The sequence below is a fragment of the Vibrio gazogenes genome (assembly GCF_002196515.1).
Lineage (GTDB): Bacteria > Pseudomonadota > Gammaproteobacteria > Enterobacterales > Vibrionaceae > Vibrio > Vibrio gazogenes_A.
In genome coordinates, this window is sequence record NZ_CP018835.1 from 1,737,219 (window position 1) to 1,757,153 (window position 19,935).

Here is a 19,935-nt window from a genome sequence, read left to right on the forward strand (position 1 = left end):
GCTGACGATTAAGATAAAACATTTAGAGAATCCGCAACTAAAAGAAATAAATCGGGATGAATAATGTCAGTATTGTCATGTTGGTAACAGGCTAGAGCAAAATTATGAGATATGAACAAACATGCTTAATTTAACACACGAATACCACGGTGAGACAGTCAACTGGTATGCCGTGGTTCGCGGTGATACCGGGCTTGCGCCAGCAGTTTATCAGTGGATTGACGGCCACCAGATTGAGCCGCTTTACCTGATGACCGTCTTAGATAGCTTGCAGGATGAAAGTCCGCTGGTTATTGCCTTGAAATATGGTGGCGGTGATCCGCTGACGGATAAACTGCCCCCGGAGCAGACGATTTACTTTTCAGCCCCGATGAATGTGGCCATGGACGATGTGCTTCATCAACTACGCACGCGGATGGTGGTTTACTTTGAAGGCAATACAACCGGCCTGCTCCACTATTATCATCCACAAGTTGCGAGTTATTTGTTCACTCTGGCTGACCGTGAGGATACCAGTGGATGGCTGGGGTTATGCTGCTCTGCCATGGTCTACCGCCAACAGCTTAGTGAATCGGCAAGTTGGGTTGAAGTCGGTGATGGGCATAGTGAAGCGGACCCGGACGTCTGGGTGATGCAGCCAAGTCAGGAACAAGCACTTGAACGCTTACACGAAGACAAAATCATTGCTGCATGGGCGCAGCAGGCCGATGTCGATGAGATCGACTGGCTGTGTCAATATCAAGTCACCCGTTTCTGTCAAACCTACGATATTCAGGCAGAGCCGCTGCAAAGCCATTTACGTCTGTGGGCACAGCAGAACACCTTTTATTTAGATGACTTCCAACCGGAAGAACAATTCGTGGCGCTCCTGCCGGAGCAAAAAATCGAACAATTAGAACAACGCGTGGCGAGAGGATTATAACTTATGGCTTGTACATGTGATCATAACAAACTGCTGTTGATCGAAGTCACCGGAACCCAACATGAGCCCCATCAGGATTTTGCGTTCTATGACCTGACCGATATGACCCAACAATCAGCGCTGGAGGGGAAAAAGTATACCGACAAAGCCCTCGCTGAAACAACGATTTACGGCTGGGACTGGTGTCAGGAAAAAGAAAACCGCAATGTCTGGCTCTCTGTGAAAGCCAGCGACGGCCCGATCATGCTACCGTTGTTCGACAATGTCAGCTATACCCAACGCATTGCCAAAGGCCCGCAGAAATATCAGCTTCATTCATTTATTCCGTTGACAGTGTTACCGACACTCAAAGAACATGCGACTAAAAATGAACGAGTGGCCCCATTACGCGACGGTTATCTCTATATAGCCTACAACGGTAAGATCTGGCGGGAAATCGAAATTTCAGCGACAGATGACGGAAAGCCCTGTTTCAAAGACATTAACCTATTTGCTTATCGGCAAGGCCGAGATAAGCCGGTCAAAACAGAGACGAAACGTGAAGTCACGGGCGAAGCGTTAAAAGAGATCTGGTATCCGGCCAAAGAGAATGGCCGCAAAACCAATATCCGTATGGCCTTCTCCGAAGTGCAATGGAGTGGCGCGCGGATCAACCGCCTGGAAGCGAATCCATCCGAGTTGAATCAGCGAATGGAGTCTATCATCGGCCTGAACCGAGCAGCCGATATGGTCGAAATGCGAGTCAGAGATGACGTATCAGAGCTTCAGTTAGCCGATCCTTGTGCATTTAATAAAGACCTGTCCGGAAAAATACTGCAAACACGCCTAGAATCAGCCCAAAAAGAGCGTGACGAATACTGCAAAGATGATTCTTTTACCACCTATACCGAGATGAACTATGAATATGACGCCCGTTCTTCGGTTTTAGGCAAAGCGCTTTGGCAAGTCCAAAAAGATGCGAAGGTAGAAAACCTCGGCCCTGAGCCTAAATTTCCTTCATGGGAAGGTGAAGCAACAGCGGATTATCTTGCCGATGCAAAATCAAGAAAGCTGCAAGTCCTTTATTTAATGGATCCGATTTTTAACCTACGCCATCACCTTGCTATCTTGCAATACGCGAATAGCTTTTTACAACAAATTCAGCTTGATGCGATGAGTCAGCCTTTCTACAAAAGCGCAGAACTGTTACAGATGTTCGTCTTAACCCCGAAACTCGGAGAACAAGAGAACCCGTCCTATAAATTTAAAAAACACGTTGATTTGAAAGACCATAGTACCTTTAAACGCACCTTACGCTTCCACTGGCGGGAGAAAATACGTGAAGATGTATTAGTACTGCAAAAGAAAGTTCTCGAACAACTCAAAGACAGCCAGTTCGCTCTTGCTCTGAAAGATATTATCAGTCTGGATGATGCCAACGCATTGGGTGGCCTTATACTGGTCAACACTTGCCGCCATGCGCTCTTATCTGACCCGGATCAAAGTGATCAGTTGCTGCCGAAACATAAACGCCGTGACTTCTCATCTTCACAAGCCTCGGTGAATAAAATTTTTGTCGATGATAGTACCAACCCATTAAGAGAGATGTTGTTCGGTAATCAAGATACTCAGGAAACCTTAAAAAAATATTTAGACACCGTCGAAGAAACCGCACCTTACAAAAAAGAGCTGGAAAAATTGGAAGGTGAAGCCAATGACGGCTCTGGGATTATCAATGTTGCCCATCTGGCCAAGCTGGTCTCGCAAGGGCTAGAGATGAAACCTGCAAACCTTGAGCAGGTAGAAGCCGGCACGTTAATTCGAATTTCACAAAATGCGGAACAATCGGAATTTCCGCAAGTGCGCCGAATTATGGGGGCTATCGATGCGATGTTCAGCAGCTATTTCCAACAAGGATTGGATTTAGCCACATTAACCGCAGCATTGGCCGAAACGAAACCAGCCACCATCTCAGTGCCGTTTAAAAAGCTATATACCGATGCTGTCGGCATGGCCAAAATGTTTGGCGGTGATACCTTAAAATCGCTGACCTTCGTCCCGGTGAAAGGTGAAAAAATTGAAGGTTATGTGATTGGACTCGATGGTTCCGGCACCAAATCCGGGGTGAGTATTGAACAGTCTTCGGCGGCCTATCGAAATACACAAGGGCGACAGGTTGCTCATGGTGATGTATCGGTAGACGGTGAGAAAATCGCATCAACCAGTAAAGCCCGGATGCCCAAAAAAGCAGGGCTGGAAATTCAACAAGATTTACAACTGCTTGTGCTGAAAGATGTTAACTCAGATGCAGCCCAGTTTATCAAAAATAACCATAAGCTGATTGATGAACTCAAAACTGCTGATATGTCTCAGACGCATGTCACCAAAACTAATGCCTACGAAAAATTTCATATTCCTTTGTTTGTCTTGGCAATTGAATTACAGAATTGTTGGAATGCTATAAGCTATGCATATACACACTCAAATGATGACTTCTGGTATTCTCAAACTAATATTGTGAGTGCCGCATTTGATATTACTATTGCCAGTATACATAGCCGTAACTTGATGAAAGCCAATACGGGTCGATTATTTGCCCTCTCAGATAAAACCGCACTTCAGTTGGGGCCTGAGATCCGCTCAGCCTGGCCAAAAGGCAAACTCGGTGTTGAATTAGTTGGCAGAGTGACAGCCCTTGAGCTGGTCGGCTGTGCCGCCGGATTATTAACAGCCGGAGTAATGGTCTGGGATATGATCCGTCTGTTTGGTAAAAACGACAATGATGCCGCTTGGGGCACCGCCTTAATGGCGGTCGGTGTGGTGTTCGGCTCAGTGGCAGGTATCTTTTTTTCCTCCACTTGGAGCTTTCTAGGCATGGGGCCGATCGGCTGGATCTCACTGCTTGTTATCGGGGCCGGATTTTTGATTACCTATCTGTTTACCGACGGGCCGTTGGAAGCATGGATTAAAAACGGCCCCTTCGGTGAAGACCCGGCAACCGGAAAAGATGACTATGCCTTTTTAACCCAGCAGCCGGAAGAGGCTTATAAACAGTTACTCAGCCTGTTTGTCTCTCTGCGTATTCAGGTTGACCCGATTGAGGCAGCACCATTTACTGCCACCGAGCGACACGCCTATAAAACTGCGGGGGTCACCCACTGTGTCCGAGTGAAATCCAATGTTGCTCAACTATTCAATATTAAGGATGGGAATATCAAGTTCAAGGTAAAATTCCGTCAGGTGTTAGAACAAGTCAGTGAAAGTCTCGATGAAATAGAAGCCAGAGAACGTATGAAACGGACCTTCGGTGCTGAAACAGCCGAGAAATACCGTGCACCGATGTGGCGGGTGATCAAACATCAACCGATTCAGGCATCGAAAACCATCAAGACCCCAGAAGAGCGAATCTATCTGTTGAAAAACACCTATGCAGACAGAGCCAGTGAAGTTGCTTATCGGACCACGATACGTTACCAACGCAATATTCAGGTACTGGCTCAGGTAAAAGTCAAAGATATGCCCTTCCCCCAGCCACCACTGGATGAATTTAAGCAAACCCAACAACATTTGAAAGAGGGTAAAATTAGCGTTGAGGTTGCTGATTTTGATGACGGGCAACCGGTTGGATTGTGGGAAAATCTGTTTAATAACCCGAAAAGCCACCCGGTAAACTATTACTGGGCCGACTCCCGTGAGCGGGAATATCAGTTTACCGCAGCCGATAAACAGACAGAGAGTGAATCACAATCGGAGACTCACGCCGATTCTCAAGCACAATTACAGCAAGGGTAACCATCCATGAGTGAAACCGTCTACCAGCAACATGCTTATCGCAGTGATCAGGTACCAGCACAGCCAGCTCGCCCCGAAAAAACACTCGCCCAGCGCTTACTGTCTGCCGGGCAGCGAATGTTACCTTGGACTCGACCAACCCAAACCGTCAGTACCCGTACAGCACAGGTCTCGCCCAGTCAGTGGCAAAAGATGAAGGAGACTGCCCCAAATAAGGAATGTTTTTGGAACGAACATACATTAGAAGGCATAACCGGTAATATTTGGGTACGGGTATATTTAGTTTTCTCAGGATTGGCTAAAGTTACTATCTTGTACCTTACACCTATAGCAATTTTCAGTGTGTTTCTTACATCGTTTATTGCTGGTGGAGTCGATGGAATGATAAGGTTTCTCACAGGATATTTTTTATATGTAATCATTCCTTGTTCCATTATTTGGGGCCAATTCGAACTCTATAACCGCGGTTATTGGAAACCCAAATTACTCAGTAAATTACTTGATGCCCGGAAAATATTTGAACTCAACCGCCGCACCGGTATGGTGACTCTGTATAAACGGGGCGGCAGAGTCCGCTATTCGTATCCCTTTATTGAGTTTGACTGCATTCTCGCTACCACGCCCAGCCAGCAGGGTTTAGTCAATTATTCACTGTTACTGGCGCACCGCTATAGTGGCTCGATGCACGGTGTTCCCATCGGAACGCTGGTGACGCCGCATGAAACCGTCGCTGAATATTACCGGCTGTGGAATATGATTCAGCAATATATGGATGTCACTCACCCCCTACCGGATATTCTGCTTCTGGAAGAAGCGCGCCCCAAAGACCCGACCACGGCTGCCTACGACCAACAAACCGGCCGGAACCCACGCTACTGGCGGGATATGTCTGACGACGCCTACGCAGAGGCGATCACACAAATTGAGGCCAAACAGAGCCAGATGCCGGAAACCGGCCCTGAACTGGATATTTTTGCCAAAGCATAACGGAATAAGGAGAGACGAACGTCTCTCCTTATGGATTTCTAAACGGGGGAGCCGTTCACTGCTCCCCTACTTTCATCGCAATTCAATCTCTTCTACGTCTTCTTTAATCAAATTCATTTCATCAAAGGTAATCAGATTATTGAGAAATAACAGCACTTCACGCAATTCGTGTTGGTCAACGGAAGGTGCCGTATTGGTGACGAGAAAATCAATCAGATAACCGCGAGCGGTCAGGTGTAGATCATAATTAGGTTGTGAGTTCAGCATTGTAGCCTCCTGTAGTTTGTCGAAAATCACCACCGGAGGTCCGAATCTCAGAGGTGGTGAACTGGGAGGGTTCGAACTACCGCACCACAGGTTGCAGCCTGACTGAGTCAGCCCAACCCAGCTCACCATTATAGGAGTGAGTAGAGGCTACACACAAAGGCTCATCTGTACAAGATAAGGCAGTCTGTGCATCTGTGGTTGAAACGGGGTTCGAATCCCGACACCGGTTTTATCGGTGCGAATTCAGGGTAAGCAGTGTCTGGTTTGTTGGCGAGGCGCGCTAAAATAAAGCGCGTGTGACAAAGCAAAATCCCATACTTTGTTCACACTCGGTTCATCATTATTTTGCGAGTAATTTCACAGAGTTGGCGAGGAACAAGCCGTTCATCAGGATTCATATCTGGATTAAGGTATAATTTATTCGGCTCAATTGAGTTTATAAAAACAATTAAAATGAAATGTATATTGAGTCAATATCGGCTCAGTCAATAACTCGCAATTGGAATATTAAGCCGATTCTCAGATATGATGACAGCAAGGGTAACCATCCATGAGTGAAACCGTCTACCAGCAACATGCTTATCGCAGTGATCAGGTACCAGCGCAGCCAGCTCGCCCCGAAAAAACACTCGCCCAGCGCTTACTGTCTGCCGGGCAGCGAATGTTGCCCTGGACTCGGCCAACCCAAACCGTCAGTACCCGTACAGCACAGGTCTCGCCCAGTCAGTGGCAAAAGATGAAGGAGACTGCCCCAAATAAGGAATGTTTTTGGAACGAACATATTTTAGAAGGCATAACCGGTAATATTTGGGTACGGGTATATTTGGTTTTTTCTGGGTTAGGGAAGGTGATGATATTATTTTTCACTCCAATATTTATTTTTACCTTATTAATAACTTCTTTAATTACAGCAGGGGGATTTGGCATCTCCGATTGGGTCGAGGTACTCAGTGATTATTTCTTGTATATAATCCTCCCGACTGGAATTATCTGGGGCCAATTCGAACTCTATAACCGCGGTTATTGGAAACCCAAATTACTCAGTAAATTACTTGATGCTCGGAAAATATTTGAACTCAACCGCCGCACCGGTATGGTGACGTTGTATAAACGGGGCGGCAGAGTCCGCTATTCGTATCCCTTTATTGAGTTTGACTGCATTCTTGCTACCACGCCCAGCCAGCAGGGTTTAGTCAATTACTCGTTGTTATTGGCACACCGCTATAGTGGCTCGATGCACGGTGTCCCCATCGGAACGCTGGTGACGCCGCATGAAACCGTTGCCGAGTATTACCGCCTGTGGAATATGATTCAGCAATATATGGATGTTACTCAACCCCTACCGGATATTCTGCTTCTGGAAGAAGCCCGTCCCAAAGACCCGACCACGGCTGCCTACGACCAACAAACCGGCCGTGACCCACGCTACTGGCGGGATATGTCTGATGACGATTACGCAGAGGCGATCACGCAAATTGAGGCCAAACAGAGCCAGATGCCGGAAACCGGCCCTGAACTGGATATTTTTGCCAAAGCATAACGGAATAAGGAGAGACAAACGTCTCTCCTTATGGATTTCTAAACGGGGGAGCAGTGCACTGCCCCCCTATTTTCATCTCAATTCAATCCCTTCGACGTCTTCTTTAATCAAATTCATCTCATCAAAGGTAATCAGATTATTGAGAAATAACAGCACTTCACGCAGTTCATTTTGGTTAACGAAAGGTGCGGTATTCATGGCGAGAAAATCAATCAGATAACCGCGAGCGGTCAGGTGTAGATCATAATTAGGTTGTGAGTTTGACATAAGTAACTCCCTGAGTAGGTAAATGAATATCACCAATCAAAGGTTCCTAATCTTCGAGTGGTGAACTGAACGAGGTTAGGAACTACCGCACTCAAGGAAACGGCCTGACCGAAATCAGCCTGTCCAGTCCACCATAATTTAGGTGTGCAAGACTGCATATAGTAAAGTCTGTATATACCGACGTCTATATGTCTTGAGTTTTTACGCAGGGTTCCTAATCCCGACACCGTTTTTATCGGTGCGAATTCAGGGTAAGCAGTGTCAGGTTTGTTGGCGAGGTACAAGAAAATAAAGCGCGTGTGATAGAGCAAAATCCCATACTTTCTTCACACTCTGTTCATCATAATTTTGCGAGTCATTTCACAGTGTTCGCTATCCCTATAAAAATGGGATCCCTATTCAGGAAAAGAGTTTTCCTTCTCATTTGTCAGTCATATTTTGGTTTTCATCAAGATTCATATTCACGCTTCGTTATAATAACGGCTTGTTTTGTTGCCGCTCACAGTCGGCTGTTGTCATTTGTTCATGAACAACAATGTCAGGTAAAAACTATGGGGACTTTGAACTTCCGTCTTGTCAGTGGTGTCGGTGAAGCGTTGGTGGTTCGTGACTATCAGGGACATGAATCGGTTTCTGATTCACACGATGCACAGGGCAACCCGGTCTATGGCTTTCGCTACCACATCGAGCTGGCCAGCCGCGATTCAAGCATCAGTGCCGAGCAACTGGTCGATACGACCGCTGTCTTAGAAGTCATCCGCGATGGTGAAGTCGTACAACAAGTCCATGGTATTGTGCGCAGCTTCAGCCGGGGGGATACCGGCCATCATCACACCTATTACTCCCTGACACTGGTGCCCGCCCTTGAGCGACTGTCCCTGCGCCACAACAGCCGGATTTTCCAACATAAAACCGTCCCAGAGATTCTGGCCATTCTCCTTGATGAAATGCACATCACCGACTACGCCTTTTCCGTCAAACGGGAATGTGCACCGCGGGAGTTCTGCGTTCAGTATCGGGAGACCGATTTAGCATTCTTCCATCGGTTGGCGGCTGAAGAAGGGTTGATGTACACCTTCAGCCATGAGTCCGAAAAACATACCTTAATCGTCACTGATAACAGTGCCGGATTTACCCAACTGGGCGGCACCGTCCCCTATAACGTACTGTCCGGTGGTGTCGCGGAAACTCCTTATGTTTCTGCCATCAGTGAGACCAAACAATCCGAGGTGACGGAAGTTGCCATGCGGGATTACAGCTTTAAAAAGCCCGACTACAACTTTAAACAGTCCGCCCTTGGCAGTGACATGGCTTACCAACTGCCAGACTACCAACACTACGATGCACCGGGGCGCTATAAAGATGATGCCAGCGGCAAAGCCTTCAGTCAGATTCGCCTCGAATCACTGCGCCGGGCAAGCCACACCGCATCGGGTAAAAGTAACCAAGCCAAGCTTCAGGCCGGTGTGGTATTCACTCTGGCCGACCATCTTGACAGCACCATGAATCGCCCCTGGCTGATTGTCGGGATTGACCATCAGGGCAGTCAGCCCCAAGCACTGGAAGAATCCGGTGGCAGCGGTGCGACCACATACAGCAACCAGTTTGTTGTCATTCCGAATGAAACGCTGTGGCGCATGCAGCCACACCCCAAACCACAAGTGGACGGCCCGATGGTCGCCACCGTAGTCGGGCCGCAAGGCGAAGAAATCTACTGTGATGAACACGGTCGGGTGAAGCTCTCCTTCCCGTGGGACCGTTACAGCAATGAAGATGAGCACAGCTCTTGTTGGGTTCGCGTCGCCCAAGGCTGGGCAGGTGCCCAGTACGGGATGGTCGCCCTCCCCCGTGTCGGCCATGAAGTGATTGTTACTTTCCTCAATGGTGACCCGGACCAGCCGCTGGTGACCGGTCGCACCTATCATGCGACCAACACGCCGCCTTATTCTCTGCCGGATAACAAAACCAAAACTGTCATTCGCACCCAAACCCATCAGGGCACCGGTTTTAACGAATTAAGTTTTGAAGACCAGTCCGGCAGCGAGAAAATTTACCTCCACGCGCAGAAAGACTACGAAGCGCTGGTTGAAAACGACAGCACCACCCAGATTAAACATGACCGCCATCTCACGGTAGAAAACGACCGTTACAGCCATGTGCAGGTCAACGACCACCTGAGCATCGACGGTGAGCAGCGCACCGCCATCAAGCAAAACCTCACCCTTGCAACCGATGCCTCGCTGCACCAGAAAGTCGGCCAGAAAACCATTGTCGATTCAGGCAGCGAAGTGCATCTCAAGGCCGGTAAGGCCGTCGTCCTCGATGCCGGTAATGAAATCACCGTCAAAGTCGGTGGCAGCTTTATCAAAGTCGATGCCGGCGGTGTGCATGTGGTCAGCGGTGCCATCAACCTCAACTCCGGCGGCAGTGCCGGCAGCGGCTCAGGTTACGGCGGACAGCCGGCCACCATGCCGAATATCCTCAAAGCACTGACACCACCGGAAGAGGCGCAGGCACCGTCATTTGCGGCAAGCGAAGTGCAAGCATCACCCCAGCTCATTCCTTATTCACCAAACCTGATTCAGCAGGTTGAAGCGGATATGCTGGCAGGCACGCCAGTCACACCGGTTTGTAAAGTACCGGTTGGTGGGCCGTGTCCGTTTAGTGATTTTGACCCAACAAGTTTTACTCAAAATAACTCGACATCATCAACAAATGACAAGACGCAATCATCGTCAAATAAAATTAAAGAGACAAAACAAGTTAATGAAAAACAATCAGAATTTACGGTATTAGATATACCAGAAGTGATGTCAGGTAAATTGAATTGGCCAAAATCAGCGACCGTGATGAATTTGTGGTTTCAATTAAACGCAAGGGAAATGACCCCCAGTGAAAAAGCAGGAGTTGTTAAGCCTGTCGACTTTCCCAAAGAATATATTAATAAAACATTATTCCCATGGACATGGTTGACTCAATACCCGCAAGTGAAAGAGGCTTTGAGCGAGATGAATAGCCTATTGGATACTTCGAATGCAAAACGGGAACAACGTAAGCATTTAGTTAAGTATATTAAGGATAAACAGCAAGAAATAGTTTTTCCTTACCAATTAGATAATGGCAGTGATCCTGTAGTTCTACACTCATTCTGGCAATTTCAGCTCAAGGGTATTGGGTATGACTTTGGTCAGGTAGATGATCTCTATGGGTCATTAGGAAACTTTGCTATTTATGCGGCAATAACAAAAGCGCTCATCAAAAAAGTAGATGAAAAACATTATCAGGCAACGGTGACTGAAGTTGGTATTTATATGCGCGATACATTTGATTTCATTGGAAGCCAGTATCTGGGGCACTGGAACTTTGAAGGATTGGGCTTAAATCCTCTCGGCGGACTGGCAAATAGATTTAATTTTGAATGGCAGTTACCAGGATGGAATCCTAAATTGGGAATGGCAGAAGCATTTGGTAATCATGATTTTAACCAATACCGAGACAAACATTCGAAGGGTGGAGACTTACTGCTATTTTCTGATGTAAAACGTCTGCCGGTAAATATTGAATTATTATTGGAGATCTCATAATGAGCTTGGGGAGATGGGTTCGACGTTTTTGTCTTATTGTTTTGGTCTTATTAATACTTAAGGTCAGTTTTGATATTTGGGTCACTCCTGATTATAAAGGACAAGACGCTTATGTGAGCAATTCTCCAGATGGTCAATATAAAGCGCTGATAGTACCTACGACCAGCCGAACCGTACTGATTCTTCAACACTTAAAAGACCAAAATAATCTGATAGTGACACCACTTCCAAAAGACTGGGTTGCGAGTCTTTCCGACGATAATTGGACTTGTGATAAAGAGAATGGCTGCACGGCTTACAGAGCCGGATATCAGCCTGAGTTTTCTTTACCGCCTTCATTCTGGTTGCGTTTGCATACATGGCTGACGATTAAGATAAAACATTTAGAGAATCCGCAACTAAAAGAAATAAATCGGGATGAATAATGTCAGTATTGCCATGTTGGTAACAGGCTAGAGCAAAATTATGAGATATGAACAAACATGCTTAATTTAACACACGAATACCACGGTGAGGCAGTCAACTGGTATGCCGTGGTTCGCGGTGATACCGGGCTTGCGCCAGCAGTTTATCAGTGGATTGACGGCCATCAGATTGAGCCGCTTTACCTGATGACAGTCTTAGACAGCTTGCAGGATGAAAGTCCGCTGGTTATTGCCTTGAAATATGGTGGCGGTGATCCGCTGACGGATAAACTGCCCCCGGAGCAGACGATTTACTTTTCTGCCCCGATGAATATGGCCATGGACGATGTGCTTCATCAACTACGCACGCGGATGGTGGTTTACTTTGAAGGCAACACCACCGGCCTGCTCCACTATTATCATCCACAAGTTGCGAGTTATTTGTTCACTCTGGCTGACCGTGAGGATACCTGTGGATGGCTGGGGCTATGCTGCTCTGCCATGGTCTACCGCCAACAACTCAGTGAACCGGCAAATTGGGTTGAAGTCGGTGACGGTCACAGCCAACCGGATCCGGACGTCTGGGTGATGCAGCCAAGTCAGGAACAAGCACTTGAACGCTTACACGAAGACAAAGTCATTGCTGCATGGGCGCAGCAGGCCGATGTCGATGAGATCGACTGGCTTTGTCAGTATCAAGTTACCCGTTTCTGTCAAACCTACGATATTCAGGCAGAGCCGCTGCAAAACCATTTACGTCTGTGGGCACAGCAGAACACCTTTAATTTAGATGACTTCCAACCGGAAGAACAATTCGTGGCGCTCCTGCCGGAGCAAAAAATCGAACGATTAGAACAACGCGTGGCGAGAGGATTATAACTTATGGCTTGTACATGTGATCATAACAAACTGCTGTTGATCGAAGTCACCGGAACCCAACATGAACCCCAGCAAGATTTTGCATTCTATGACCTGACCGATATGACCCAACAATCAGCGCTGGAGGGAAAGAAGTATACCGACAAAGCCCTCGCTGAAACAACGATTTACGGCTGGGACTGGTGCAAAGAAAAAGAAAACCGCAATGTCTGGCTCTCTGTGAAAGCCAGCGACGGCCCGATCATGCTACCGTTGTTCGACAATGTCAGCTATACCCAACGCATTGCCAAAGGCCCGCAGAAATATCAGCTTCATTCATTTATTCCGTTGACCCTATTACCGACATTTAAAGAGCACGCGACTCCTGAAGAGCGCATAGCCCCGCTCCGTGACGGTTACCTCTATATTGCTTATAACGGCAAAATCTGGCGGGAAATCCAAATTTCAGCGACAGATGACGGAAAGCCCTGTTTCAAAGACACTAACCTATTTGCTTATCGGCAAGGCCGAGATAAGCCGGTCAAAACAGAGACGAAACGTGAAGTCACGGGCGAAGCGTTAAAAGAGATTTGGTACCCGGCCAAAGAGAATGGCCGCAAAACCAATATCCGAATGGCCTTCTCCGAAGTGCAATGGAGTGGCGCTCGGATCAACCGCCTGGAAGCAAATCCATCCGAGTTGAATCAGCGGATGGAAAAAATCGAAGAAAATTCAGAGCAGATTCGGGTTATTCGGGCAGAAGCCAAAAAACAAGAAAAGCCATTACCTGAGATGCGAGAAAGAGAGATGGCTATAGAGGTGCTTTTAGGTGAACCTCGTTTGTTTAGTCGTGATCTAGCTGGTAGCTGGCTAAAAAGCTCCTATGAAAGTACAAAGTCTGAAATAGAAAATGCTCGAAAAGATGGCTCTATTGCACTAAGCCAATATAGAAATCGTATTCAAAACACACAAGATGAGCATCTCTATGACATGATGCTTAGGCAAACAGCGCTGAGCGAGATTATTGGCGCAGAGACAAAAGAATCCGTTAAAATTCCATCGTGGAATATCGACTCAGTGAGTGATTATCTGACTGATGCCAAAAAACGGTTTTTAAGAGGCATTGTTCTGACCGATCCTCTGTTTGAACTCCGGCATTTGAGCTATCTAATCAAATCCGGTGTGAGTGAAATTGGGATGTTACTGAAAGATGCTTCAATACAGCCTTATTTTAAAAGTGCCGAGTTGGTTCAGCGGTTTTTTGTCCCCAAAAAATGGGGAAAAACAGAAAATCCATATCACGATTTTATCGATACTCGACATTTCGATAGCAGCCCCGGTGGGCTATTTCGCCGTACCATGCGACTGACGGAGAGAATGTTGTGTTTTAACAATGTACAAACATTGCAAAAACAGTTAGCGAGCCACTTAAAAGCTGAATCACTCGTCACGGTTCTCAAAGATATCACATCTTTAGATGATACGAATGCCGGTGGGGTTTATCCGCTCATAGGAAATGCGATCAGTGCACTAAGTCTACAAATTGGTGCAATTGATACGCTTGGATATGGCGAAGAGGGACATGACAACCCAAATCCAAATCTCCCTCAGCTGGAACAATTACTGAGTAACGACCGCACCCACCCATTACATGAGTTATTGTTTACAGAGAATGGGCAAGTCACGCTTGATGGCGAATACACCCCTCCTAAAGGCAAGAACGATGGTTCAGGTCTTTGTACTGCTGAAAATATAGCTCGCTGGGCTGATAAAAACCTGCTTGTAAAGCCAGACAAAATAGAAGTCGCCGAGTTAAACTCATTATTTCCAAGCGACATTGATACATTCCCGACAGCACGCCGGATCGCGGGGGTCGTCGATGGAATGATGCGAGATTACTTTATTGCTGTTGCCGAAATTATGCGAGGGCTCGCGCATGCCTCAACGTCATCTGTCAATTTCGAAACTGTCTATGTACCGCTTCTTTCAACCCTAAAAAGTATTGGCCCGACAGCACTGGGAAAAATTGAGCTAACTGATATTGATAAGGTTAAAGCTGGTTATCTCGTGATTGGTGTTGAGGGACAAGGACTCAAAATGGGGATAACAGATGCGGATCGAGAGTTTCTTGCCAAACAGAAAGGGCGCAATCCTTTCCGCCGAGTGTATGACTCAAACGGGAAACTCGTCTTAACCACCAATAAAAAAACCGCAGACGCGGCTCTAAAGCAAGTTACCACTGAAACCGCAGAAAGCCCTGCGTTGCATCCCAAGGGAAAATTTAAAGTTGTTGTTGTGCCGGATGAAGCAGATGGTATTGGTGCGATTTATAGTAAACCGGCAACCAAACGTACAATCAAAGATTTTGCAAAAAGTAAAAGTATTGCTGAAGCTTACGAAAAGTTTCGAGTACCACACTTTATGGTGGTTATTGAAGTAATGAATTTACTCATAACTTACAAAAATTTGGATAAAAACATTCAAGAGGGAAAACATATTGCATATGTTGGTATTAACATGTTTAGCGCATTAGCTGATCTTAGTGTAGCCTCAGCACATAGCGCTAACATGTTATTAGGAATGGAGTCAACTTTCACCAAGGCAGTTAATACTCCATTATTTAATTTTACCGATGATGCAGCCATTTTTCTAAAAGAAGCTGGTTTAAAGACCATCTATTCTCGATTATTTGTTGCTAGTACTGCTGCTGGATTATTAACTGCAGGCATTGCGATTTATGACTCTTTTCAGCTGTGGGATAAACATGATGATGATGCAGCCACTGCGATGATGGCTGTCGGAGTTGGGACGGCAATGGCCGCAATTGGTGCTATTGCGGCAGAAGGGACATTTTTATCAGCACTAGGCCCATGGGGGATCGCAATCGCGGTGATTGGCGGTATTTTCTACATGTTCCTTATCGATACACCTTATGAGACTTGGTTAAAAAACGGCCCTTTTAGCACAGATCCGGACAATGACTATGCCCACCTCCAAGATCCGGAGACCGCATTCCAGCGTTTACTCGGGCTATTAATTCGCTTTGAAGTGAATCTGTATGAGATTCAGAAGCAAGTTCGACTCTCAGAGCAAGAGAAGGCCGAATGGCAGCAGGCCGGTGTCACCCATATATTATGGGTTCGCTCTAATCTTGGCCAACTACTTAATCAGGAGAAAGAAACGTCTTTAATGTATGTCCGGCAAGCCATTATGGAGCACAAAAGCCATTTGGTGGATACTGCGAGTCGCACCGAATATGTCTACACGCATACCTTAATCGACATTGATAAACACAATACGCAACCGATGAAGCGTGAATCAACGGCTGACGGGGATTTATATGGCTATCAATTCAGCAAGTCCGTCCCCAAAGATAGAACTGACAATGGTTTTTTATACTCTAAACGAGATATTTATCGTTATGAGCCGGGGTTCCTTGCCCGGGCGCAGTTTGTGATTAATGACGTTACATTCCCGACACCGGCATTAGACGATTCAGCGTCCTCTCCCAAACCGGGACATGGTTTATTGCCGACTTTCAAAATGGATGAAGATGAAGATAAAGCCTGGCTGCGCTACCAGTTACCGGAAGTAAAAGAGGAATCACAATGAGTTACCAGCCCACAGCCTATAATAGTCAAACATTTACACCTCAGCCGAGCATGAATGAGACACAAAATTGGTCAGAAAGAATACACAAACGGGGAGAGATTTTCCCTTTTTCTCAAGTCAATGATTGTATCGCTACGTCTGCGGTTAGAGATCAAGAACCGTCTATTGTTGGTAATAGTAATAGAAAAAGCAATTTTTACTGGAATAATCAACGATTACAACCATATACATTTGTTAAGTGGATAAGTTTTTATATACTTGTTGCAAGTATCGCTAAACTTGCTCTTATCGTTGCTTACCCATTTTTTCTTATTCTATCTTTAATTGTATATATAAAGCAGTCTACGCCAGATGGAGCAATAGAATTGCTAACTACGATGACATGGTATATTGCTTTTCCATCAATTATTGTATATTTCCCTGTTTTGTGGGTTAACAGATGTAAGCCTAAATTTGATTATTCTCATATATCTCTTTTTGCCCGTAAAAAATATTGCCTCAACCGGGAAACCGGTATGGTGACCCTATATGGTGAACACAATCGCAAGATTTTTAGTCATCCATTTATCGAGTTTGACTGTATTCTTGCCAGCAACCCGAACCATCAAGGCCTGTTGAGCTATCGGCTAATGCTAGTCCATCGTTATAGTGATTACGCTCAAGGTGTTAATATCGGCTCCTTGGTTGGCGTCAATGCCCCATTAGCAGAATACAGGCGTCTATGGAATATGATTCAGCAATATATGGATGTCAGCAAACCGCTGCCGGATATCCCGATGTTAGAGCAGTTTCGTGAATTAGACCCGACCACCGCCGCCTACGATCAACAACATCAACGCAATCCCAATTACTGGCGCAGTATGTCAGATGAGGAATTCGATAAAACGTTGACCGAAATGGCTCGCAATCAGCGAGAGCAGAATATCCCCCCTACTGGCCCCGAAATTGATATTTTTGCCAAAGCATAACGGAATAAGGAGAGACGAATGTCTCTCCTTCACTCCTTATTTGAATGACCTAGCACCCTTTCAAAAATCTGACTCATAATTTTGCGAGTAATTTCACACCGTGTTGTTTTATAGACAAATTCATCGAGATTCATATTTGGATTGCGTTATAATTAAAACCACTCAAATGAGTTCACTTTCAATGTTAATATGAAATAACACTTCATTCCAAAACTGAAGACGCCAGACTTTCTCTGGACCATTAATGACCAGATTTAAAAAGAGTAATTGAATGCGTTACCAACCCACCGCCTACAATAGCCAAACATTTACCCCTCAGCCGCAGCCGGAAAAATCGCGGGGATTAATGGAAAAAATGCGCAAACGGGGGCAGGTATTTCCTTTTTCGGATGCCAATAACAGTATTGCAACTCAAGCACTAAGTGGGCTGTCACCTTCAATGCTTAATCAGGAAACAATTGAAGACGAGCTATTTTGGACACATCACCAAATGCAACCGTCAACTTTTGTGTTTTGGGCTCAGATATACATTTTTTTCTCAGTTATGGCTAAGGCGGTATTATATTTTATATATCCATTGTTATGCGCATTGACGCTATTAATGGCTTTTGGTGATGCTGGTTTTTATATGGCAATTCAAACCGTTTTTAGCATAACACTATATGTTGCTCTTCCTGCCGGTATTATTTATTCGCCTGTGTTTTTTATTAATCGTTTTGATCCAGACTTTGATGGAAACAAAATGGAAAGGTTATTGACTCGCAAAAAGTATTGCCTGAACCGCGAAACAGGTATGGTCACTCTCTACGGTGCAGGTAACCGTAAAATCTTTACCCATCCATTTATTGAGTTCGACTGTATTCTTGCCAGTAACCCTAATCATCAGGGGTTGCTCTCTTATCGCTTAATGCTGGTGCATCGTTACAGTAACTACAAGCATGGCGTCAATATCGGATCTCTGGTCGGGGTCAATGCGCCCGTTGCCGAGTATCACCGCCTATGGAATATGATCCAGCAATATATGGATGTCAGCAAACCGCTGCCGGATATCCCGATGTTAGAGCCGTTCCGCCACCTTGACCCGACCACAGCCGAGTATGACCAACAGACCGATCGCGACCCGCACTACTGGCGGCAGATGAGTGATGAGGCGTTCGAAGCTCAACTCACAAAAATAGCCAAAGCGCAGGAGCAAAATAATATCCCACCAACCGGCCCTGAACTGGATATTTTTGCCAAAGCATAACGGAATAAGGAGAGACGAATGTCTCTCCTTCACTCCTTATTTGAATGACCTAGCACCCTTTCAAAAATCTGACTCATAATTTTGCGAGTAATTTCACACCGTGCTGTTTTATAGGCAAACTCATCGAGATTCATATTTAGATTGCGTTATAATTAAAATCATTCAGATGAGTTCACTTTCAATATTAATATGAAATAACACTTCATTCCAAAACTGAAGACGCCAGACTTTCTCTGGATCATCAATGACCAGATTTAAAAAGAGTAATTGAATGAGTTACCAACCCGCCGCCTATAACAGCAAGCAGTTTCACCCGCAGCCGCAGCCGGAAAAATCGCGGGGGTTAATGGAAAAGATACGTAAACGGGGGCAGGTATTTCCTTTTTCTGATACCAACACCAGTATTGCCACAACTGCGCTTAAAGATCAGCCGCCGTCAATCTTCAATGAAGATGGCGCTGAGGACGATCTATTTTGGACGCATGAAAAAATACAGCCCTATACTTTTATCGCATGGGCTGGATTTTATTTATTTCTGGTAATGATGGCAAAAGTTGTCTTATATATAATTTATCCATTGGCATGTGCATTAATGTTAATCCCCGCTTTTGGTGAAGCAGGGCCTAGCGTGGCCCTTCAAGGTGTTTGGACTTTTACCTTATATGCTGCATTACCTGCGATTATTATCTATTTACCCGTATTTATTATTAACCGTATCAACCCAAACATTAACAAAGATCAGATTGAACGTTGGGTTGCCCGTAAAAAGTATTGCCTGAATCGCGAAACGGGCATGGTTATGCTCTACGGTGCAGGTAACCGTAAAATCTTTACCCATCCATTTATCGAGTTTGACTGTATTCTTGCCAGTAACCCCAATCATCAGGGGCTGCTCTCTTATCGCTTAATGCTGGTGCATCGTTACAGTAACTACAAGCATGGCGTCAATATCGGCTCTCTGGTCGGGGTCAATGCGCCCGTTGCCGAGTATCACCGCCTATGGAATATGATCCAGCAATATATGGATGTCAGCAAACCGCTGCCGGATATCCCGATGTTAGAGCCGTTCCGCCACCTTGACCCGACCACAGCCGAGTATGACCAACAAACCAATCGCGACCCGCGCTACTGGCGGCAGATGAGCGATGAGGCGTTCGAAGCTCAACTCACAAAAATAGCCAAAGCGCAGGAGCAAAATAATATCCCTGCCAGTGGCCCGATACTGGATATTTTTGCCAAAGCATAACGGAATAAAGAGAGACGAATGTCTCTCCTTCACTCCTTATTTGAAGGACATAGCACCCTTTCAAAAATCTGACTCATAATTTTGCGAGTAATTTCACACCGTGCTGTTTTATAGACAAATTCATCGAGATTCATATTTGGATTGCGTTATAATCAAAATCACTCAAATGAGTTTACTTTCAATATCAATGTGAAATACCACTTCATTCCAAAACTGAAGATGCCAGACTTTCTCTGGACCATTAATGACCAGATTTAAAAAAG

13 protein-coding genes and 1 pseudogene are annotated in these 19,935 nt (G+C 45.7%); 12 read left to right on the plus strand and 2 right to left on the minus strand.

The genetic code is table 11. The annotated features are described in order from the left end of the window. Positions 1-121 precede the first annotated feature (121 nt). The 3 genes from BSQ33_RS07850 to BSQ33_RS07860 are packed head-to-tail and all read left to right on the plus strand — an operon-like array spanning position 122 to position 5,680. Positions 122-922 carry a DUF4123 domain-containing protein gene (locus BSQ33_RS07850; RefSeq protein ID WP_088133790.1) on the plus strand — a complete coding sequence of 267 codons (801 nt, stop codon included), beginning with the start codon at positions 122-124 and terminating at the stop codon, positions 920-922. A gap of 3 nt (positions 923-925) precedes the next feature. Further along, complete coding sequence (locus tag BSQ33_RS07855) at positions 926-4,693, plus strand: toxin VasX (protein ID WP_088133791.1); 3,768 nt, start codon at positions 926-928, stop codon at positions 4,691-4,693. Between the two features lie 6 nt (positions 4,694-4,699). Beyond that, complete coding sequence (locus BSQ33_RS07860) at positions 4,700-5,680, plus strand: hypothetical protein (protein ID WP_088133792.1); 981 nt, start codon at positions 4,700-4,702, stop codon at positions 5,678-5,680. A 72-nt stretch (positions 5,681-5,752) separates the two neighbouring features. Here BSQ33_RS07860 and BSQ33_RS07865 read toward each other — a convergent pair whose 3' ends face one another. Next, on the minus strand, positions 5,753-5,947 hold the full coding sequence (locus tag BSQ33_RS07865) for a hypothetical protein (RefSeq protein WP_088133793.1): 195 nt from the start codon (positions 5,945-5,947) through the stop codon (positions 5,753-5,755). Between the two features lie 550 nt (positions 5,948-6,497). Here BSQ33_RS07865 and BSQ33_RS07870 point away from each other — a divergent pair. Beyond that, positions 6,498-7,487: a hypothetical protein gene (locus tag BSQ33_RS07870; RefSeq protein ID WP_088133794.1), complete on the plus strand. Its 990-nt coding sequence runs from the start codon at positions 6,498-6,500 to the stop codon at positions 7,485-7,487. A gap of 72 nt (positions 7,488-7,559) precedes the next feature. On the opposite strand, the gene BSQ33_RS07875 is transcribed toward BSQ33_RS07870, so the two are convergent. After that, positions 7,560-7,754 (minus strand): hypothetical protein, encoded by a 195-nt coding sequence (locus BSQ33_RS07875; protein WP_088133795.1) that lies wholly within the window; start codon positions 7,752-7,754, stop codon positions 7,560-7,562. A 551-nt stretch (positions 7,755-8,305) separates the two neighbouring features. On the opposite strand from BSQ33_RS07875, the pseudogene BSQ33_RS07880 reads away from it, so the two are divergent. The 8 genes and pseudogenes from BSQ33_RS07880 to BSQ33_RS07910 form a co-directional block, all read left to right on the plus strand. Further along, positions 8,306-10,405 (plus strand): annotated as a pseudogene (locus tag BSQ33_RS07880) (type VI secretion system Vgr family protein); the annotation flags it as partial. Between the two features lie 159 nt (positions 10,406-10,564). Beyond that, the gene (locus tag BSQ33_RS22210) at positions 10,565-11,338 is read left to right on the plus strand and encodes a DUF6402 family protein (RefSeq protein WP_420070627.1); all 774 of its coding nucleotides are present in this window, start codon (positions 10,565-10,567) and stop codon (positions 11,336-11,338) included. Further along, positions 11,338-11,763 (plus strand): hypothetical protein, encoded by a 426-nt coding sequence (locus BSQ33_RS07885; RefSeq protein ID WP_088133797.1) that lies wholly within the window; start codon positions 11,338-11,340, stop codon positions 11,761-11,763. Before BSQ33_RS22210 ends, BSQ33_RS07885 begins: the two co-directional genes overlap by 1 nt. A gap of 57 nt (positions 11,764-11,820) precedes the next feature. Continuing rightward, positions 11,821-12,621, plus strand: coding sequence for a DUF4123 domain-containing protein (locus BSQ33_RS07890; protein WP_088133798.1), 801 nt, complete (start codon positions 11,821-11,823; stop codon positions 12,619-12,621). A gap of 3 nt (positions 12,622-12,624) precedes the next feature. Further along, positions 12,625-16,212 (plus strand): toxin VasX, encoded by a 3,588-nt coding sequence (locus BSQ33_RS07895; RefSeq protein WP_088133799.1) that lies wholly within the window; start codon positions 12,625-12,627, stop codon positions 16,210-16,212. Next, on the plus strand, positions 16,209-17,180 hold the full coding sequence (locus tag BSQ33_RS21545) for a hypothetical protein (RefSeq protein WP_157721365.1): 972 nt from the start codon (positions 16,209-16,211) through the stop codon (positions 17,178-17,180). Before BSQ33_RS07895 ends, BSQ33_RS21545 begins: the two co-directional genes overlap by 4 nt. Positions 17,181-17,451: 271 nt before the next feature. Beyond that, positions 17,452-18,426, plus strand: a complete 975-nt coding sequence (locus BSQ33_RS07905; protein WP_088133801.1) for a hypothetical protein — start codon at positions 17,452-17,454, stop codon at positions 18,424-18,426. Positions 18,427-18,697: 271 nt separating this feature from the next. After that, a complete protein-coding gene (locus BSQ33_RS07910) occupies positions 18,698-19,672 on the plus strand; it encodes a hypothetical protein (protein WP_088133802.1) in 975 nt (324 codons plus the stop codon). Positions 19,673-19,935 lie beyond the last annotated feature (263 nt).